15 protein-coding genes are annotated in these 16141 nt (G+C 70.3%); 13 read left to right on the top strand and 2 right to left on the bottom strand.

Features of this window, described 5'->3' with window-relative positions; genetic code table 11:
• Nucleotides 1–24 precede the first annotated feature (24 nt).
• From KV203_RS20015 to KV203_RS01960, 7 genes are all read left to right on the top strand, one after another.
• The gene (locus tag KV203_RS20015; protein ID WP_373279186.1) at nucleotides 25–321 is read left to right on the top strand and encodes a 2-oxo-4-hydroxy-4-carboxy-5-ureidoimidazoline decarboxylase; all 297 of its coding nucleotides are present in this window, start codon (nucleotides 25–27) and stop codon (nucleotides 319–321) included.
• Between the two features lie 65 nt (nucleotides 322–386).
• On the top strand, nucleotides 387–860 hold the full coding sequence (locus tag KV203_RS01985) for a YbaK/EbsC family protein (RefSeq protein WP_066466912.1): 474 nt from the start codon (nucleotides 387–389) through the stop codon (nucleotides 858–860).
• Nucleotides 850–1425, top strand: a complete 576-nt coding sequence (locus tag KV203_RS01980) for a flavin reductase family protein (RefSeq protein ID WP_083529761.1) — start codon at nucleotides 850–852, stop codon at nucleotides 1423–1425. Before KV203_RS01985 ends, KV203_RS01980 begins: the two co-directional genes overlap by 11 nt.
• 118 nt (nucleotides 1426–1543) lie before the next feature.
• Nucleotides 1544–5425: a Pls/PosA family non-ribosomal peptide synthetase gene (locus KV203_RS01975; protein WP_066466913.1), complete on the top strand. Its 3882-nt coding sequence runs from the start codon at nucleotides 1544–1546 to the stop codon at nucleotides 5423–5425.
• A gap of 99 nt (nucleotides 5426–5524) precedes the next feature.
• Complete coding sequence (locus KV203_RS01970; RefSeq protein ID WP_066466914.1) at nucleotides 5525–6874, top strand: M1 family metallopeptidase; 1350 nt, start codon at nucleotides 5525–5527, stop codon at nucleotides 6872–6874.
• A gap of 90 nt (nucleotides 6875–6964) precedes the next feature.
• Entirely contained in the window at nucleotides 6965–7750 is a 786-nt protein-coding gene (ppk2, locus tag KV203_RS01965) for a polyphosphate kinase 2 (protein ID WP_246600871.1), read from the top strand.
• A gap of 84 nt (nucleotides 7751–7834) precedes the next feature.
• Nucleotides 7835–8728, top strand: coding sequence for a hypothetical protein (locus tag KV203_RS01960; RefSeq protein WP_066466916.1), 894 nt, complete (start codon nucleotides 7835–7837; stop codon nucleotides 8726–8728).
• Here the strand turns inward: KV203_RS01960 and KV203_RS01955 are convergent.
• Nucleotides 8707–9093 carry a DUF2752 domain-containing protein gene (locus KV203_RS01955; protein ID WP_373279198.1) on the bottom strand — a complete coding sequence of 129 codons (387 nt, stop codon included), beginning with the start codon at nucleotides 9091–9093 and terminating at the stop codon, nucleotides 8707–8709. The genes KV203_RS01960 and KV203_RS01955 overlap by 22 nt on opposite strands.
• Nucleotides 9094–9150: 57 nt before the next feature.
• Between KV203_RS01955 and KV203_RS01950 the strand changes: the two genes are divergently transcribed.
• Nucleotides 9151–9825: a TetR/AcrR family transcriptional regulator gene (locus KV203_RS01950; protein ID WP_083529763.1), complete on the top strand. Its 675-nt coding sequence runs from the start codon at nucleotides 9151–9153 to the stop codon at nucleotides 9823–9825.
• A 75-nt stretch (nucleotides 9826–9900) separates the two neighbouring features.
• Nucleotides 9901–11040, top strand: coding sequence for an NAD(P)/FAD-dependent oxidoreductase (locus KV203_RS01945; RefSeq protein WP_066466918.1), 1140 nt, complete (start codon nucleotides 9901–9903; stop codon nucleotides 11038–11040).
• Between the two features lie 9 nt (nucleotides 11041–11049).
• On the opposite strand, the gene KV203_RS01940 is transcribed toward KV203_RS01945, so the two are convergent.
• Entirely contained in the window at nucleotides 11050–11667 is a 618-nt protein-coding gene (locus KV203_RS01940; RefSeq protein ID WP_246600445.1) for a TetR/AcrR family transcriptional regulator, read from the bottom strand.
• Between the two features lie 96 nt (nucleotides 11668–11763).
• On the opposite strand from KV203_RS01940, the gene KV203_RS01935 reads away from it, so the two are divergent.
• From KV203_RS01935 to KV203_RS01920, 4 genes are read left to right on the top strand one after another with little or no spacing between them, the layout of a single operon-like run.
• Nucleotides 11764–12654, top strand: coding sequence for a metal-dependent hydrolase (locus KV203_RS01935; RefSeq protein WP_066466920.1), 891 nt, complete (start codon nucleotides 11764–11766; stop codon nucleotides 12652–12654).
• Entirely contained in the window at nucleotides 12654–13691 is a 1038-nt protein-coding gene (locus tag KV203_RS01930; protein ID WP_066466921.1) for a PDR/VanB family oxidoreductase, read from the top strand. Before KV203_RS01935 ends, KV203_RS01930 begins: the two co-directional genes overlap by 1 nt.
• A 24-nt stretch (nucleotides 13692–13715) precedes the next feature.
• Nucleotides 13716–15170, top strand: coding sequence for a flavin-containing monooxygenase (locus KV203_RS01925; protein ID WP_066466922.1), 1455 nt, complete (start codon nucleotides 13716–13718; stop codon nucleotides 15168–15170).
• Complete coding sequence (locus KV203_RS01920) at nucleotides 15171–16037, top strand: short-chain dehydrogenase/reductase (RefSeq protein ID WP_066466923.1); 867 nt, start codon at nucleotides 15171–15173, stop codon at nucleotides 16035–16037.
• The last annotated feature ends 104 nt before the right edge of the window (nucleotides 16038–16141 follow it).

Genomic DNA, 16141 nt, shown 5'->3' with positions numbered 1-16141 from the left:
CATCAGCGGAGGAACGCCGTGCTGATGCACAAGGGAATCGGCCTCGCAGAGTTCAACGCCCTGCCGCCGGGCCGAGCCGTACACGCGCTCTACGAGTGCTGCGGCAACGTCACCTGGGCTCGCAAGATCGCCGCGGCCCGCCCGTTCGCCAGCCAGGCCGAGCTGATCCGGCTGGCCGAACGGGAACTGACCGCACTGTCGCCGGGTGACCTGGAACGCGCCTTTCCCGGCCCGGTGCCCGACCCGGAAACGGTCGCCGAACTCGGTCGGCACCGGTTGGCCTGGATGCTCGGTCCGGCTGACGGGTATCCGGAGTACTGAGCAGCCCAAGTACTGAGCAGCCCAAGCACCCCGCGGGCGGTGGCCCGCTCGCCTACCCTGGTCATATGCGGAGGCAGCTGCACCCGGACGCATCGCACGTTGCCGATACCCTCATCGCCCGCGGCCACCACGGCGTCATCGTCAACCAGGAGCGACCCACCCGCACCGCCGCCGCCGCCGCGGCTGTGCTCGCGGTCGAGATCGGCGCCATCATCCGATCGCTGGTGTTCCTGCTCGACGACGATCCGGTACTGCTCTTGATCTCCGGGGCCCACGAGGCGCACCTCGACCGCACCGGCAACCGGCTCGGCGGCACGCTGACCTACGCGTCGACCAGCATGGCCGAGCAGGTCACCGGCCAGTCGATCGCGGGGACCGCGCCGCTGGGACACCCGACCAACCTGCCCACCTACCTCGACAACGCACTGTCGCGATATCCCGAGCTGTGGGCCGCCGGCGGCTACCCTGACACCGTGTTCCGAACCACATTCCGTGAACTTGTCCGGATCACCGCCGGCCTCGCCATCGATGTCGACTGACAACGCGGTGTCGACTGACCACGCGGTGTCGACCGACCACGCGGCGCCGACCGGCCTCGCCGGCACCACCGATCCGATCACCGCGGACCGCTACCGGTCGGCCATGCGCCGCTACCCGGCCGGCGTCACGATCGTGACCTTGGCCGGCGCCGATCGCCCGGTCGGCTTCACGGCCACCTCCTTCGCGTCGCTCTCCGCACAACCGCCGCTGATCTCGTTCAACATCGCCGAGACCTCGTCCAGCATCGATGCGCTCCGGGCGGCCGACTCGCTGGTCGTCCACTTCCTCGGCGAACACCAACAACACCTGGCCCAGCGCTTCGCCGCCGACGCCGATCAGCGGTTCGCCGACCGGTCGTTGTGGAGCACGCTGGAAACCGGTGAGCCGGTGCTGCACGGCACCCCGATCTGGCTGCGCACCCGGATGTATCGACTGCTGCCGATCGGCGATCACACGCTGGTGATCGGCCTGGTCACCCGCGTGCACGACGACGTCGACGGGCCCGTCGCGGCACCGCTGCTTTACCACGACGGCGCCTATCACAAGCCCATCCGGTTGCATTGACGAGCAAGCCCGGCCGACGAGCAGCCGGGCCGGACAACGGGCGACATCCCGATCGATCCCGCCGAGCGACTACTATCTCGCCTGGCTGAACCCAGCGGACTCGACAGGGGTACGACGGTTGTCTACGCGCGACGCTGCTCCGCCCCCCGAATCCGGCCGTCACACGATTCCCGCCGAGCTGTCGCGCTCGACCGCGGCACCGCCGGCGCGAACGTTGGTCGACATCCTGCACGCCACCGCCGCGCGGCACCCGGACGCACCGGCGATCGACGACGGAACCGTCTCGCTGAGCTACGCCGAGCTGCTCGACGCGCTGACCACGGAGACCGAACGACTGTTCCGCGCGGGCGTGCGGCCCGGCGACCGCGTCGGGGTGCGGATGCCGTCCGGATCGCACCGGCTCTACCTGACCATCCTGGCCATCCTGCATGCCGGCGCGGCGTACGTACCGGTGGATGCGGACGACCCGGCCGAACGCGCCGCGCTGGTGTTCGGCGAAGCCCAGGTGGCCGCGGTGGTCACCGACACCGGCGTGACCGGCGGCCGGGCCGGGCGAGCCGGCACGATCCGGGCCCCGACCCCGGCGGACGACGCCTGGGTGATCTTCACCTCCGGCTCGACCGGCACCCCGAAAGGTGTCGCGGTCACCCACCGCAGCGCCGCTGCGCTCGTCGACGCCGAAGCCCGGCTGTTCCACACCGACGAGCCGCTCGGCCCCGGCGATCGGGTGCTGGCCGGATTGTCGGTGGCCTTCGACGCCTCCTGCGAGGAGATGTGGCTGGCCTGGCGGCACGGCGCCTGCCTGGTCCCCGCGCCGCGCGCACTGGTACGCAGCGGAATGGATCTGGGCCCGTGGCTCGTACAGCACGCGGTCACCGTGGTCTCCACGGTGCCGACCCTGGCCGCCATGTGGCCGGCCGAAGCGCTGGACGCGGTCCGCTTGCTGATCTTCGGCGGGGAGGCGGTCCCACCGGAGCTGGCCGACCGGCTCGCGGTGCCCGGCCGGGCGGTGTGGAACACCTACGGGCCGACCGAAGCCACCGTGGTCGCGTGTGCACATCGGATGGAACCGGGCGAGCCGGTGCGGATCGGCCTCCCGCTGGACGGCTGGGATCTCGCCGTCGTCGATTCCGCCGACCGGCCGGTGGCCGAGGGCGAGGTCGGTGAGCTGGTGATCGGCGGGGTCGGGTTGGCCCGCTATCTCGACCCGGTCCGCGACGCGGAACGCTATACGCCGTGGCCGACTCTCAGCTGGGAGCGGGGCTACCGCAGTGGCGACCTGGTCCGGCTGGAGCGAGCCGGGTTGATCTTCGCCGGCCGGGCCGACGACCAGGTCAAGGTGGGCGGCCGACGGATCGAGCTGGGCGAAGTGGACACCGCGCTGCAGCACCTGCCCGGGGTCAGCGGAGCAGCCGCCGCGGTTCGTCGCACCGCCTCCGGTAACCAGATCCTGGTCGGCTACCTGGCCACCACCGAAGCCGACTTCGACGTGCGTGCCGCGCGAGACCGATTGTTCGCCCAGTTGCCCGCCCCCCTGGTGCCCCGGCTGGCGGTGGTCGACGAACTGCCGACCAAGACCTCGGGCAAGGTGGATCGGGACGCACTGCCCTGGCCGCTGCCGGCCATCCCGGCTCGGCTCGACACCGATCCCGGGATCAGCGGAACCGCGGTCTGGGTCGCCGCGCTCTGGAGCTCGATCCTGGGCACCGAGGTGACCGGCCCGGACGACGACTTCTTCGACGCGGGCGGCGGGTCGTTGTCCGCGGCGCAACTGGTCACCGCGATCCGGGAACGGTATCCCGACCTGACGGTCGCCGACCTCTACGACCATCCGCGGCTCGGTTCGCTCGCCGCGATGCTGGACGAATCGACGCCACGGGTGTCCGCCGTGCCCCGAACCGTCGCCCCGACCCCGCCGCGAGCGCAGCTGGCACAGGTCGGGGCGACCCTGGCGCTGCTGACCCTGACCGGCCTGCAATGGGTGACCTGGCTGGCGCTGGCCGCAAACGTCTCCGCCCGGTCGGGTGGCCCACTCTGGTTGCCGACCCTGTCCTGGTGGTGGACCGCGGCCGCGTTCGTCGCCTTCATCACCCCACCCGGCCGAATGGCGATCTGTGTCGCGGGGTCGCGGCTGCTGCTGCACGGCCTGACCCCCGGCACCTACCCGCGCGGCGGTGCCACGCACCTGCGGCTGTGGGTCGTGCAACGACTGTCCGAGGCCAGCGGCGCGGAAAGTCTGTCCGGCGCACCCTGGATGGTGCCGTTCGCGCGGGCCCTCGGGGCCCGGATCGGGCGCGGCGTCGACCTGCACACGCTCCCGCCGGTCACCGGGCTGCTGGAGCTGGGCGACGGCTGCTCGGTCGAACCCGAGGTCGATCTGTCCGGCTACTGGATCGACGGCGACGTGGTGCATATCGGCGAGATCGTGATCGGCCGCGGCGCCGTCGTCGGGGCCCGTTCGACGCTGCTGCCCGGTGCCCGGATCGGCAAGAACGCCGTGGTCGAGCCCGGCTCCGCCGTGCTCGGAACGGTGAAAGCCGGCCAGCAGTGGGCCGGTTCGCCGGCGGTGAAGGTGGGCAAGGCCGAGTACACCTGGCCGCAGGAAACCCCACCACGCGCGGCGGGCTGGGTGGTGGTCTACGGGCTGTCGTCGATCCTGCTCGCCGGGATGCCGATCGCCGGCCTGGCCGCCGGGGTGGTGCTGCTCGGCTGGTGGGTCGCCGGCACCGCGACGATCGGCGCCGGCGCAGTTCGGGCGGTGGCGCTGCTGCCGGCGGCCACGATCGCCGGCTTGGCGATCTACGCCGTGCTGACGGTCGTGGCGGTGCGGTTGCTCAGCCTCGGGATGACCGCCGGCTACCACCCGGTGCGGAGCCGGATCGGCTGGCAGGTGTGGGCCACGGAACGGCTGATGGACTCCGCTCGCACCTTCCTCTTTCCGCTCTACGCCGCGCTGCTCACCCCGATCTGGCTGCGGCTGCTCGGCGCCCGGATCGGCAAGGGGGTGGAAGCCTCCACGGTGTTGCTGATCCCGAAGTTCACCACCGTCGCCGACGGCGCCTTCCTGGCCGACGACACGATGATCGCCAGCTACGAGCTCGGTGGCGGCTGGCTCCGGATCGGCGAGGCAAAGGTCGGCAAGCGGGCCTTTCTCGGCAATTCCGGGATGACCGCGCCGGGCCGGCGGATCCCGAAGAACGGCCTGGTCGCAGTGCTGTCGGCGGCTCCGGAGAAGGCAAAGCCCGGATCGTCGTGGCTGGGCAGTCCGCCGGCCCGGCTGCGTCGGCAGGCCGAGGACGCCGACAGCGATCGCACCTTTGATCCGCCCACCCGGTTGAAGGTGGCACGCGGGATCGTGGAGACCTGTCGGCTGATCCCGGTGATGGTCACCTTCGGCATCGGGCTCGGCGTCCTGCTCGCCCTGGCCGCACTGGCCGATGTCGGCTACTGGCTGGCTGCGTTGGGTTCCGGAATGGTGCTGCTGATCGCCGGCGCGGTAGCCGGCGCCTGCGCGATCGCGGCCAAGTGGCTGCTGGTCGGCCGGATCCAGGCCGTCGAGCACCCGCTGTGGAGCTCGTTCGTCTGGCGCAACGAGGTCGCCGACGCGTTCGTCGAGACGGTCGCTGCACCCTGGTTCGCCCGAGCTGCGGCCGGGACCGCGGTGATGAACCTGTGGCTGCGCGGGCTCGGCGCGACGATCGGACGCGGAGTGTGGTGCGAGTCCTACTGGCTGCCCGAGGCCGACCTGGTCACGCTCGGCGACGGCGCCACCGTGGAACGCGGCTGCGTGGTGCAGACCCACCTGTTCCACGACCGGATCATGACGATGGACACCGTCACCCTCGCCCCGGGCGCCACCCTGGGCCCACATTGCGTCGCCTTGCCGGCCGCGGCGATCGGCGCGGGCGCCACCGTCGGGCCCGCCTCGCTGGTCATGCGCGGCGACTCGGTACCGCCGTCCACCCGCTGGCAGGGCAACCCGATCGTGCCGTGGAACTGACGGTCGATGCCGGCCGAGCGACCGACGGGTAACATCGCTCAGGCTGCCCGCCCGACGCCGGCAGGCCCTCATGTCGGTCACCCACGAAGGTTTGGATGGATGCCGGATCGGAAGTTCTACGAAGCACCGATCGACGACTACCTTCCGCAGAACGGCAACCGGGGCTATCGGGTCTCCCGCTACGAACTGGACCTGCAGTACAAGGTGGCGAGCAATCGACTGGCCGGCCGCGCCGCGATCACCGCGGTCGTCACCGAGCCGCGGCCACGGTTCGCCCTCGATCTGTCCCAGGCGCTTTCGGTGACCAAGGTGAACGTGAACGGCGCCAAAGCGGCGAAGTTCGCGCATCAACGCGGCAAGCTCACCATTGCCCCGGCGCAGCGGGTGCCGGCCGGCGGGGTGCTGCAGGTGAGCGTCCATTACGCCGGAACACCCAAACCGATCCGCGGCCCGTGGGGCAACGTCGGCTGGGAAGAGCTGACCGCGGGTGCGCTGGTCGCCAGCCAGCCGAACGGTGCCGCGTCCTGGTTCCCTTGCGACGATCATCCCAGCTCGAAAGCGAGCTACCGGATCGCCGTCAGCACCGACAGCCCGTTCTTCGTGCTGGCCAACGGCACCGCCGTACGGAAGCAGGCGAAGGCCGGCCAGACCACCTGGGTGTACGAGCAGAACGAGCCGATGTCGAGCTACCTGGCGACCGTGCAGATCGGCCGGTACGTCCGGCACCGGATGGACAGCCCGTCCGACGGCCCGGGTGCGGTGCCGATGAGCGCGGTGTTGCCGCAACGGCTGCGCTCCCGGTTCGACTACGACTTCGGCCGACAACCGGCGATGCTGAGCATCTTCACCGAGCTGTTCGGGCCGTACCCGTTCGCCGATTACACGGTGGTGATCACCGAGGACGAGCTCGAGATCCCGATCGAGGCCCAGGGCATCTCCATCTTCGGGTCCAATCACTGCGACGGCCGGCGCGGTGCCGAACGGCTGGTCGCGCACGAGCTGGCCCATCAGTGGTTCGGTAACAGCGTGACGCTGCAGCGCTGGCGCGACATCTGGCTGCACGAGGGATTCGCCTGCTACGCCGAGTGGCTGTGGTCGGAGCGTGCCGGCGGCCCGACCGCCGAGCAGCTGGCCCGGGCGGCCCGGCACAACCTGTCGCGGGAGCCGCAGAGCATCGTGCTCGCCGATCCCGGACCGGCGCAGATGTTCGACGACCGGGTCTACAAGCGCGGCGCACTGACCTTGCACACGCTGCGGATCGAACTGGGTGACGCCAAGTTCTTCGAGCTGCTCCGCACCTGGACCACGGCGCACCGCTACGGCTCGGTGACCACCGCCGATTTCACCGACCTGGCCGGTCATTTCACCGCACTGCCGCTCACCCCGCTGTGGGATCAGTGGCTGTATCAGCGAGCACTACCCGAGCTGCCACCGCTGCGGCGCGGCTGAACCGCCTACGATCCGGCTGTGGGCAAGGACAACAAACAATCGAAACAGGCCGGCCGGGTCAAGCTCTCCGACGCGCAGTACGAGCGGGAGATGCTCGTGCTGCAGACCGAACTGGTCAAGGTGCAGGAGTGGGTACGGGCGACCGGCACCCGGCTGGTGATCCTGTTCGAGGGGCGCGACGCCGCCGGCAAGGGCGGCACGATCAAACGGCTGACCGAGTTTCTCAGCCCACGCATCGCGCGCATCGTCGCACTCCCGACGCCGACCGAGCGCGAGCGCGGTCAGTGGTACTTCCAGCGCTACGTCGCACACCTCCCCGCGCCGGGCGAAATCGTGCTGTTCGATCGCTCCTGGTACAACCGCGCCGGCGTCGAGCGGGTGATGGGATTCTGCACGCCGGAGCAGTACGAGCTGTTCATGGAGCAGACGCCGGTGTTCGAGCAGATGCTGATCCAGGACGGCATCCTGCTGCGTAAGTACTGGTTCTCGGTCTCCGACGGCGAGCAGCTGCGTCGCTTCCGGGGCCGCATGTCGGACCCGCTGCGACAGTGGAAGCTGAGCCCGATGGACCTCGAATCGATCACCCGGTGGGAGGACTACTCGCGGGCGAAGGACGAGATGATGGCGCGGACCGACCTACCGGAGAGCCCTTGGTACGTCGTCGATTCGGATATCAAGAAGCACGCGCGGATCAACATGATCTCGCACTTGCTCTCGACCTTGCCGTATCACGACGTCGCCATGCCCGTGGTGGAGCTGCCCGAGCGACCGCCGGCCCGAAAAACCTACGTCCGCCCACCGCTCGAACTGTCCACCTTCGTGCCGGATCTGGCGCGCGAACTCGCCATCAGCACGCGCGGCGACACGCCGATATAGCATGCATATTCCCTTATAACGCCCGAAAAAAGCTGATTTAGGTTTGCTATCGTCGAATTAAGCGACCGATAGCAAGGAGAGTGGATGAAACCCCCGGCCGATGCCGTCCCGGCAGACCGCACTCGGTACGGGTCGATGCTCGTCGCGCTCGGCGCCGCCGGTCTGCTGGCCGGCCAACCGGTCGGTGCCGCTGCCGAGACGATGCAACCCGAATGTCTTACCGCCGGGTCGGCGGTGGTGTGTACCTACCTGCCCGGCTCGCTGAAGACCTTCACCGTGCCCGACGGCATCACCAGCGTGGATCTCACCGCCATCGGCGCTCGCGGGCAGGGCACGACCGCACGGTATCCCGCCGTGGTGTCGGGCCGAGTCGCGGTCGCGGCCGGGGATCAGCTGAGCATCCGGGTGCCCGCCACCAGCGCGGGGCCGAACGGAATCTGGCCGGACGCGCCCGTCGGACAGGGCAACAGCGGCGGCGGCTCGGCGAACGTGATGTCGCCGACCGTGGGCAAGATCTACGCCATCGCCGGCGGGTCCGGCGGCGCCGGTGGACCGGTCGGCGCCGGGAGCGACGGCAGTGACACCGACGGCGCGGCCGGCCTACCGAACGGTCAGGCGGCCGGCGCCAAGCAGACGATTCTGGGGGACGGCGGCACCGGGGGTGGCGGCGCCGGTCCGGCCACGACCGGGGTCGGGGGCAAGGGCGGGCCGGGTCCGCATCCCGGCGCCGGCGGCGGGGGTGGCTTCCGCGGCGGGGGTGGCGGCACCGGCACCGCCACCGGGCCGGGCGGCGCCGGTGGTATGGGGTCGTCGCTGGTACCACCGAACGGGACGGTCGAGCAGCTGAACAAACCGCCGACCGTCACCATCACCTACTACCCGGCCGGTGATCCACCGCCGCTGCCGGCGCCGACCACCGCGCCCACCGCGCCGATCGCGGACGCCGACCGAGCTGGTCAGGACGGCGCCAGCCACTGACCCCACGGCGTGTTCCGGAACACCGCGAACGCCACACACAGCGCGGAAACGGCCAGCACAAGATCGGTCGACGGCGCGCGGATCGGCGTCTGGTCATCCCGCCAGATCGCCCGGACGTGGCGGACCCAGACGACCGCTGCCACCAGCAGGGCCGGCAGCGCCAAGGCGTTCTCCCCCAGTGCCGCTACCAGCTGCCCGTCGGTCAGATCGTGCACGGCACGCAGGCCGCCGCAACCCGGGCACCACCACCCGGTCAACAACCGAAACGGGCAGTAGCCGTAGGAGCCGGATACATGCGGATCGCGCACGTGCAAGACGAGCAGCACGGCCGCTCCGCCGACCGCGGCCGACACCGGCCCGGTCAAGGTACGACAACGGGTCTGCACGATTCCACAGTAGCCCGGGTCTGACAGACTCGATAAATGAGAACCACGCGCATCTACGGCGGGCGAACGCCCGACCAGCGACGCACCGAGCGGCGAACCCGACTGATCGAGGCAGCACTGGAGTTGATGGTCGAGGGCGGTGTCGGTTCGGTGACCATGACCGCGGCCTGCGAACGCTCGGGGGTCACCGGCCGCTACTTCTACGACCACTTCGCCGACCGCGACGCCCTGGTGGCCGCGGCGTTCGAGGAGTCGGTACAACAGACGATGCAGTCGGTGGTCGGGGCGATCACCGCCGCCCGGCGCGAGTCCTGCGACCCCGCTCGCGCCGCGATCACGTCCTTCGTCTCGGCGTTCGAACGCGATCCCCGGCTGGCCCGGATCGGCCTGATCGACGCGACCGACAGCCGGGTCCTGCGCCCGCTGCGGCGCCGCGCCCTCGCCGCCTTCACCGATCTGGTCGCCGCCGGGTACGGCGCGCCCACGGATGCGGCGGCCCAACTGGCCGCCAGCTACGCCGTCGGCGGATTGTGCGAGGTGTTGTCCCGCTGGTTCGCGGGCAGCCTGGACCTGTCCGGCGACCAGGTGATCGACGCCTGTACCGAGCTCTTCCACGCAGCTAAGCCGTCCACCCCCGCCTTACCGACTCCGGACATACCGGCGGCCGCGCTGTCGGCCGGGGCTCGCCCCACCCCGGCATCGATGGGTTGACCCCGGCGGAGTATCACCTCTCCCCTACGCCCGGTGTCTTCGAAGCAGACTGATACCGACAGCGAGGAGATCGATATGACCGATCCGACGCCCGCCCAGGTCGTGGTGCTCGGCGGCGGCTACGCCGGGGTGATGGCCGCCAACCGATTGCGCCGCGACGCCGACCTGGACATCACGCTGGTCAACCCGCGACCGCAGTTCGTCGAACGGATCCGGCTGCACCAGCAGGTCGCCGGCACCGGCGAGGCGGCCCAGCCGCTCGACGACCTGCTGGGCGACGGGATCGAGCTGGTGTGCGACGCCGCCACCCGGATCGACGGCCCGGCGCGACAGGTGCAGCTGGCCGGCGGCCGGACGCTGGACTACGACTACCTGATATACGCGATCGGCAGCCGCGGCGGGGCCGGGGAGATACCCGGCGCGGCCGAATTCGCCTGGCGACTGGATGAACTGGAACCGGCGCAGCAGCTTCGGGCCCGGCTCGACGAACTCCCCGCGACAGCTCCGGTGACGGTGGTGGGCGCCGGTCTGACCGGGATCGAGGTGGCCGCGGAGTTCGCCGAGACCGGCCGTCCGGTCACCCTGGTCGGCGACACGCTGGCGCCGTCGGTGGCCGAGCCGGCCCGTCGCTCGATCGCCCGAACTCTGGCCGCGCTGGGCGTCACGGTGATCACCGGAACCCGGGCGGCCGCGGTCCGTGCCGATCACGTGCAGCTCGCGGACGGGCGGGAACCGGCGAGCGACGTCACGATCTGGACCGCCGGCTTCACGGTTCCGGGCCTGGCCGACGCCGGCGGCCTGGCCACCGATCCGGTCGGCCGGCTGCTCACCGACGAGACCCTGACCAGCGTGACCGATCCCCGGATCGTCGCGGCCGGGGACGCCGCGGCGCCGTCCGGCCGACCACTGCGAATGAGCTGCCAGTCGGCGCTGCCGCTCGGCGCGCAGGCAGCCGCGACCATACTGAGCCGGCTCGCCGGCACCGAGCCGATGGCGGTGGACCAGGCGTTCGCCGGCCAGTGCATCAGTGTCGGCCGACGACGCGGGGTCATCCAGTTGACCCGCCGCGACGACACCCCGCGCCGGGTCCACCTCGGCGGCCGAACCGGCGCGCTCGTGAAGGAGCAGATCTGCCGGTCCACGGTCCGGTTCCTCCGCTGGGAGCAGCGCCGACCCGGCAGCTACCACTGGCTGCGGGGCGGCCGGCACGGGTGACCGGCCCGATCAACCGGTGACGATCGGGACCAGATAGGCCCGGGCGAAGGCGTCGAGCTCGGCCGCGGTTTCCAACGACACGATGCCGGCGGGACCGACGACGAAGCCGAGCACCACCCGGCAGAGCAACTCCGCCCGGGTGCCGAGATCCGTTCGGTCGGTGAGCAACCCGGCCCGCACGGCATCCTGTAGCGCCGCCAGCGTGGTCGCTACGCACATGGCGAAGACCGGGGCTCCCTCGGTGGTGAGCTTGATCAGCACCCGTTCCGGCTCCAGCGCCAGCATCCGATTCACCAGCGGGTGCTCCCGCCACCGGGTCAGCACGGTGACGAAGATGTCCGCGACCAGATCGTCGATGTCGTCGTGCCGCTGCGTCAGCCCGGCGATCTCGACCAACACCGCCGAGGTCTCCCGGCCGACCACCGCGGCCACCACGTCGTCCCGGGAACCGACCCGCCGGTAGACGGTGACCCGGTCGACGCCGGCCTGGCGGGCGATGTCCTCGATCGTGGTCTTCTTGACGCCGACCTTCTCGAACTGCACCAGAGCGGCGTCGAGAATCCGCGACTCGATGCTGTCCGGTTCGGTTTCCTGCTGGTCGGCGGGCATGGATGCGGCCGCAGTCACCCACTCACGCTAACAAACGAACACCACTATGCAACATCTCCACAGATATGTAGCTGCAACATTGCAATTAGATATGTTGCTGTGTACCTTCGGCCTATGGCTGAGAAAGTCGGCGCAACGAAGCGCCGCTACGACGCGGAGGCCCACGCGATCCAGGCGCGGGACGTCCGGTTCGACTTCGGCGCGGTGCCGATGCATTACATCCCGGGCGAGGTGTTCGCCACCCACGTCATCAACGTCATGCACCTGGTGCTGCCGGAGGGCGAGCGGGCGATGGCACAGGCACTGGCCGAGGCGCTCCCGTTGATCGACGACGAGCGACTGCGCGAAGCGGTGGCCGGATTCGTCGGCCAGGAGTCGATGCATGCGAGCAGCCACGAAGGTGCCCGGCGCCACCTGCGTGACCTCGGCCTGGACGTCGATCCCCTGGTCGATGCGTTCACCTGGCTGGTCGACCGGGTCTTCGGCGACCACGGCCTGACCGGCCGGGCCAAGCAGGAGTGGCTCAAGGAACGGCTGGCCCTGTTCGCCGGAATGGAGCACTACACCGCCGTGATCGGCGAGTGGCTGCTGGAGAACGACAAGCTCGACGAGCTGGGCATGGATCCGACCATGCTCGACCTGATCCGCTGGCACGGCGCCGAGGAAGTGGAGCACCGCAGCGTGGTCTACGACGCCTACATGCACATCGACGGCAGCTACGCCCGCAAGGCCCGGGCCGCCCTGCTGGCCAGCACCACCCTGCTCGCCGTGTTCCTGACCTCGGCGGTATACCTGCACCGCACCGACCCGTCGCCGGACAAGGGCCTGTTCTGGCCGATCCAGTTCCTCGGCGCCACCGTCCGCGGCGTGGTGCCCAGCGCGACGGTGTTCTTCACCGAGATCCCCCGCTACCTACGGCCCGGATTCCACCCGTCGCAGCTGGGGCCGATGGATCGCGCGCTGCGGTACCTCGGCCATTCGCCCGCGGCCCGGGCGGCCGGCTAGTGTCGGGCACCCGGCCGGGTCTCGGACTGCGCGCGTTCGCCGGCGCGTTCGACGCCTATCGACGGGTGTTCGTCTCGGGCCCGGCGGCACCCCTGCTGTCTCGGGCGAACCCGTTGCGGCGCAGTGGTTTCGATCTGGAACTGATCGTCGATGCGGTGACCCCGGCAGCCGACGACGTGGTCGCCCTGCGGCTACGCGCGGCGAACGGCGCAGCGCTGCCGGCGTGGCGGCCGGGCGCGCATCTCGATCTGATCCTCCCGTCCGGGCGGCAGCGGCAATATTCGCTGTGTGGTGATCCCGCCGACCGGTCCCGATATCGGATCGCGGTGCGCCGCATCGCCGACGGCGGGGGCGGCTCCCGCGAGGTGCACGAGATGTTGCGGCCCGGTTCGCCGGTGCGGATTCGGGGTCCCCGCAACGCCTTCGCGTTCGTCGAAGCGCCGGCGTACCTGTTCGTCGCGGGCGGAATCGGGATCACCCCGCTGCTGCCGATGGCGCGCGCAGCCGGCAGCCGCGGGCGGCTGATCTACACCGGGCGCACCCGCGCGTCCATGCCGTTCCGGAGCGAGCTGCCGGCCGCAACGACGGTCCGGCCGGACGACGAGTACGGCGTGCCCGACGTAGCCGAGTTCATCGCGGAGACCGCACCCGGCACCGCGGTGTACGTCTGCGGACCGACGCCGATGCTGGAGCGGGCCGAACGCACCATGTTCGCGCTGAACCCGACCGGGTCGCTGCACATCGAGCGCTTCGCCGCGCCGACCGTCACCGACGGACGCGAGTTCGAGGTGCGGCTGGCCCGCACCGGCCGGACCGTCCGGGTGGCCGCCGACGAGACCGCGCTCACCGCGATCCACCGAGTCCTGCCCGGCGTCGCCTACTCCTGCCGGCAGGGTTTCTGCGGCAGCTGCACGGTCGGGGTGCTGGACGGGCCGGTATCGCATCGGGACCGGCTGCTCACCGCCGCCGAGCGGACCGACCGGATGCTGATCTGCGTGTCCCGCGCAGCCGGCGACTCGTTGGTGCTCGACCTCTGACCACCCTGACCCGATCGGACAACGATGACCGAACATCATCAGATCGTGATCGTCGGTGCCGGCTTCGGCGGTATCGGCCTGGCGATCAAGCTGCGCGAGGCCGGATTCACCGATCTGCTGATCGTGGAGCGAGCCGACCGGCTGGGCGGCACCTGGCAGGCCAACACCTATCCCGGCTGCGCCTGCGACGTGCCGTCCCAGCTGTACAGCTACTCGTTCGCGGCCAACCCGGACTGGTCGCACACCTACGCGCGGCAGCCGGAGATCCTGGCCTATCTCGACCGGGTTGCTGCCGCCGGCGACGTGACCCGGCACATGCGGTTCGGCACCGAGGTACTGGCCGCTTGCTGGTCGGCGGCCGAGTCGCACTGGCGGATCGAAACCTCCCGCGGTGCGGTGACCGCCGACTATCTGATCTCGGCGACCGGCGTGTTCGCCGACGCCAAATACCCGGACCTGCCCGGCCTGGCCGAGTTCGCCGGTACCGCGTTCCATTCGCTGCACTGGGACCACGATCACGATCTCACCGGGGAGCGGGTCGCCGTGATCGGCACCGGCGCCTCTGCCGTGCAGTTCATTCCGGAGATCGCGCCGCAGGTTGCCCGGCTCACCGTGTTCCAACGGTCCGCGCCGTGGATCGTGCCGCGCCTGGACCGTGCCACATCCGGTCTGGAACGCCTACTGCTGCGCCGGATTCCGCTGGCCCAGCGTGCGGTGCGCGGCAGCTGGTATACCGCTGTCGAAAGCTTCGGCCTGGTCGGCTTCGTGGACAACCGATTCCGCCACCCGTACGAACTGCTCGGCCGGCTGCAGCTGCGCCGACAGATAACCGATCCGGAGTTGCGCCGAAAGGTCACCCCGGACTACATGATCGGTTGCAAGCGGGCAATCTTCTCCGATGCGTACCTGCCGGCGCTGAACCGACCCGACGTCGACGTGGTCACCGACGGAATCGCCCGGGTTCGACCGCACTCGATCGTCACCCGGGCCGGCGCCGAGATCGAGGTGGACACCATCATCTACGGCACCGGTTTCGAGCAGATCCCCGCCGCGTTCGAGCGCTACATCGGCCGCGACGGGCGATCCATCGCGGACCTGTATCGCACGCAACCACAGTCCTATCTGGGCACCACGGTCGCCGGCTTCCCGAACTTCTTCGCCACCCTCGGGCCGTTCGGCGCTGCGGGGAACCAATCGGCGATCTACATGATCGAGTCGCAGATCGCCTACATCGTCGACGCGCTGCAGGTGCTGCGCAGCCGGGGTGCGCGGCGGGTGGAGCTGCGACCGCAGGTGCAGGAAGCGTTCGTCACCGAGATGCGCGAGCGCAGCGCGTCCACCGTCTGGCTGACCGGCGGCTGCAGCAGCTACTACACCACCGACAGCGGCGGCAACGCCGGCCTGTACCCGCACTGGAGCTTCGAATACCGAAGCCGCACCAAGAAATTCGACGTCGAATCGTACGAGGTGAGCAAGTAGATGGACATCGGGCAACTCAATCCGCTCGGTCGCCGATCCTATGCCGTCGCCGGCAAGGTGGCGTTGATCACCGGTGCGGCGCAGGGCATCGGGGCCGCCCTGGCGACCCGGCTGCACGAGCGCGGCGCCGCGGTGGTGCTGGTCGACGTCGCCGCGGATGCGGTGGCCGACACCGCCGCCGCGGTGGGCGCGCGAACGCTACCGCTCGCCGCCGACGTCACCGATCGGGCAGCCATGCGCGCTGTGGTCGAACAGACGGTGCAGCGGTTCGGCCGGCTCGACGTCGTCGTGGCCAACGCCGGGGTCACCCCCCGGCCGGCCACGCTGCGCACGATGGACCCGGCCGATTTCGACCGGGTGATCGGGATCAACCTGACCGGCGTGTTCAACACCGTGCACCCGGCCCTGGACCAGGTGGTACTGCACAGGGGACACGTGGTGGTGGTGTCGTCCTGCGCCGCCTTCGCGCCGGGAATGGGCGGCTCGACGTACATGATGAGCAAGGCCGCGGTCGAGCAGTTGGGCCGCGCCCTGCGGGTGGAGCTGGCCGGTTCCGGCGCCAGCGCGGGGGTGGCGTATTTCGGCATCGTGCAGACTGCGATGACCCGCGACATGCTCGACGAGGACGAGCTCGGCCGGGAGCTGAACGAGCTGCTGCCCTGGCCGCTGAATGTCCGGATCACCGCCGACGAGGCCGCTGCCACGATCGCCGACGGCATCGCGCGGCGCGCCGCCCGGACGATCGCGCCGTCGGGTTGGGAGCCGTACGCGCTGCTCCGCGGCGCCGCGAACGTGGTGTTGGACAATCGCTTGGCCGGCGATCCCCGGGTTGCGGGACTGATCAGCGATCTGGAAACACATCGGTAGATCGGACTATCGGGGACCTGCCGGCCGGACGAACGGAATGAACCACGATCTCGCGACGCTGTCCACCTGGGCTGACGTGACAATGCCTACACATCGATCAACCG

Source organism: Skermania piniformis (genome assembly GCF_019285775.1).
Classification (GTDB): domain Bacteria; phylum Actinomycetota; class Actinomycetes; order Mycobacteriales; family Mycobacteriaceae; genus Skermania; species Skermania pinensis.
The sequence above is the reverse complement of the archived record's forward strand: the minus strand, read 5'-3'. Positions and strand labels throughout refer to the sequence as shown.

Excerpts from the sequence above, each read along its gene's own strand:
- KV203_RS01960 (WP_066466916.1), top strand. The coding sequence starts at position 7,835 with ATGAAACCCCCGGCCGATGCCGTCCCGGCAGACCGCACTCGGTACGGG.
- KV203_RS01925 (WP_066466922.1), top strand. The coding sequence starts at position 13,716 with ATGACCGAACATCATCAGATCGTGATCGTCGGTGCCGGCTTCGGCGGT.
- KV203_RS01980 (WP_083529761.1), top strand. The coding sequence starts at position 850 with ATGTCGACTGACAACGCGGTGTCGACTGACCACGCGGTGTCGACCGAC.
- KV203_RS20015 (WP_373279186.1), top strand. The coding sequence starts at position 25 with ATGCACAAGGGAATCGGCCTCGCAGAGTTCAACGCCCTGCCGCCGGGC.
- ppk2 (WP_246600871.1), top strand. The coding sequence starts at position 6,965 with ATGCTCGTGCTGCAGACCGAACTGGTCAAGGTGCAGGAGTGGGTACGG.
- KV203_RS01920 (WP_066466923.1), top strand. The coding sequence starts at position 15,171 with ATGGACATCGGGCAACTCAATCCGCTCGGTCGCCGATCCTATGCCGTC.
- KV203_RS01985 (WP_066466912.1), top strand. The coding sequence starts at position 387 with ATGCGGAGGCAGCTGCACCCGGACGCATCGCACGTTGCCGATACCCTC.
- KV203_RS01970 (WP_066466914.1), top strand. The coding sequence starts at position 5,525 with ATGCCGGATCGGAAGTTCTACGAAGCACCGATCGACGACTACCTTCCG.
- KV203_RS01950 (WP_083529763.1), top strand. The coding sequence starts at position 9,151 with ATGAGAACCACGCGCATCTACGGCGGGCGAACGCCCGACCAGCGACGC.
- KV203_RS01945 (WP_066466918.1), top strand. The coding sequence starts at position 9,901 with ATGACCGATCCGACGCCCGCCCAGGTCGTGGTGCTCGGCGGCGGCTAC.
- KV203_RS01935 (WP_066466920.1), top strand. The coding sequence starts at position 11,764 with ATGGCTGAGAAAGTCGGCGCAACGAAGCGCCGCTACGACGCGGAGGCC.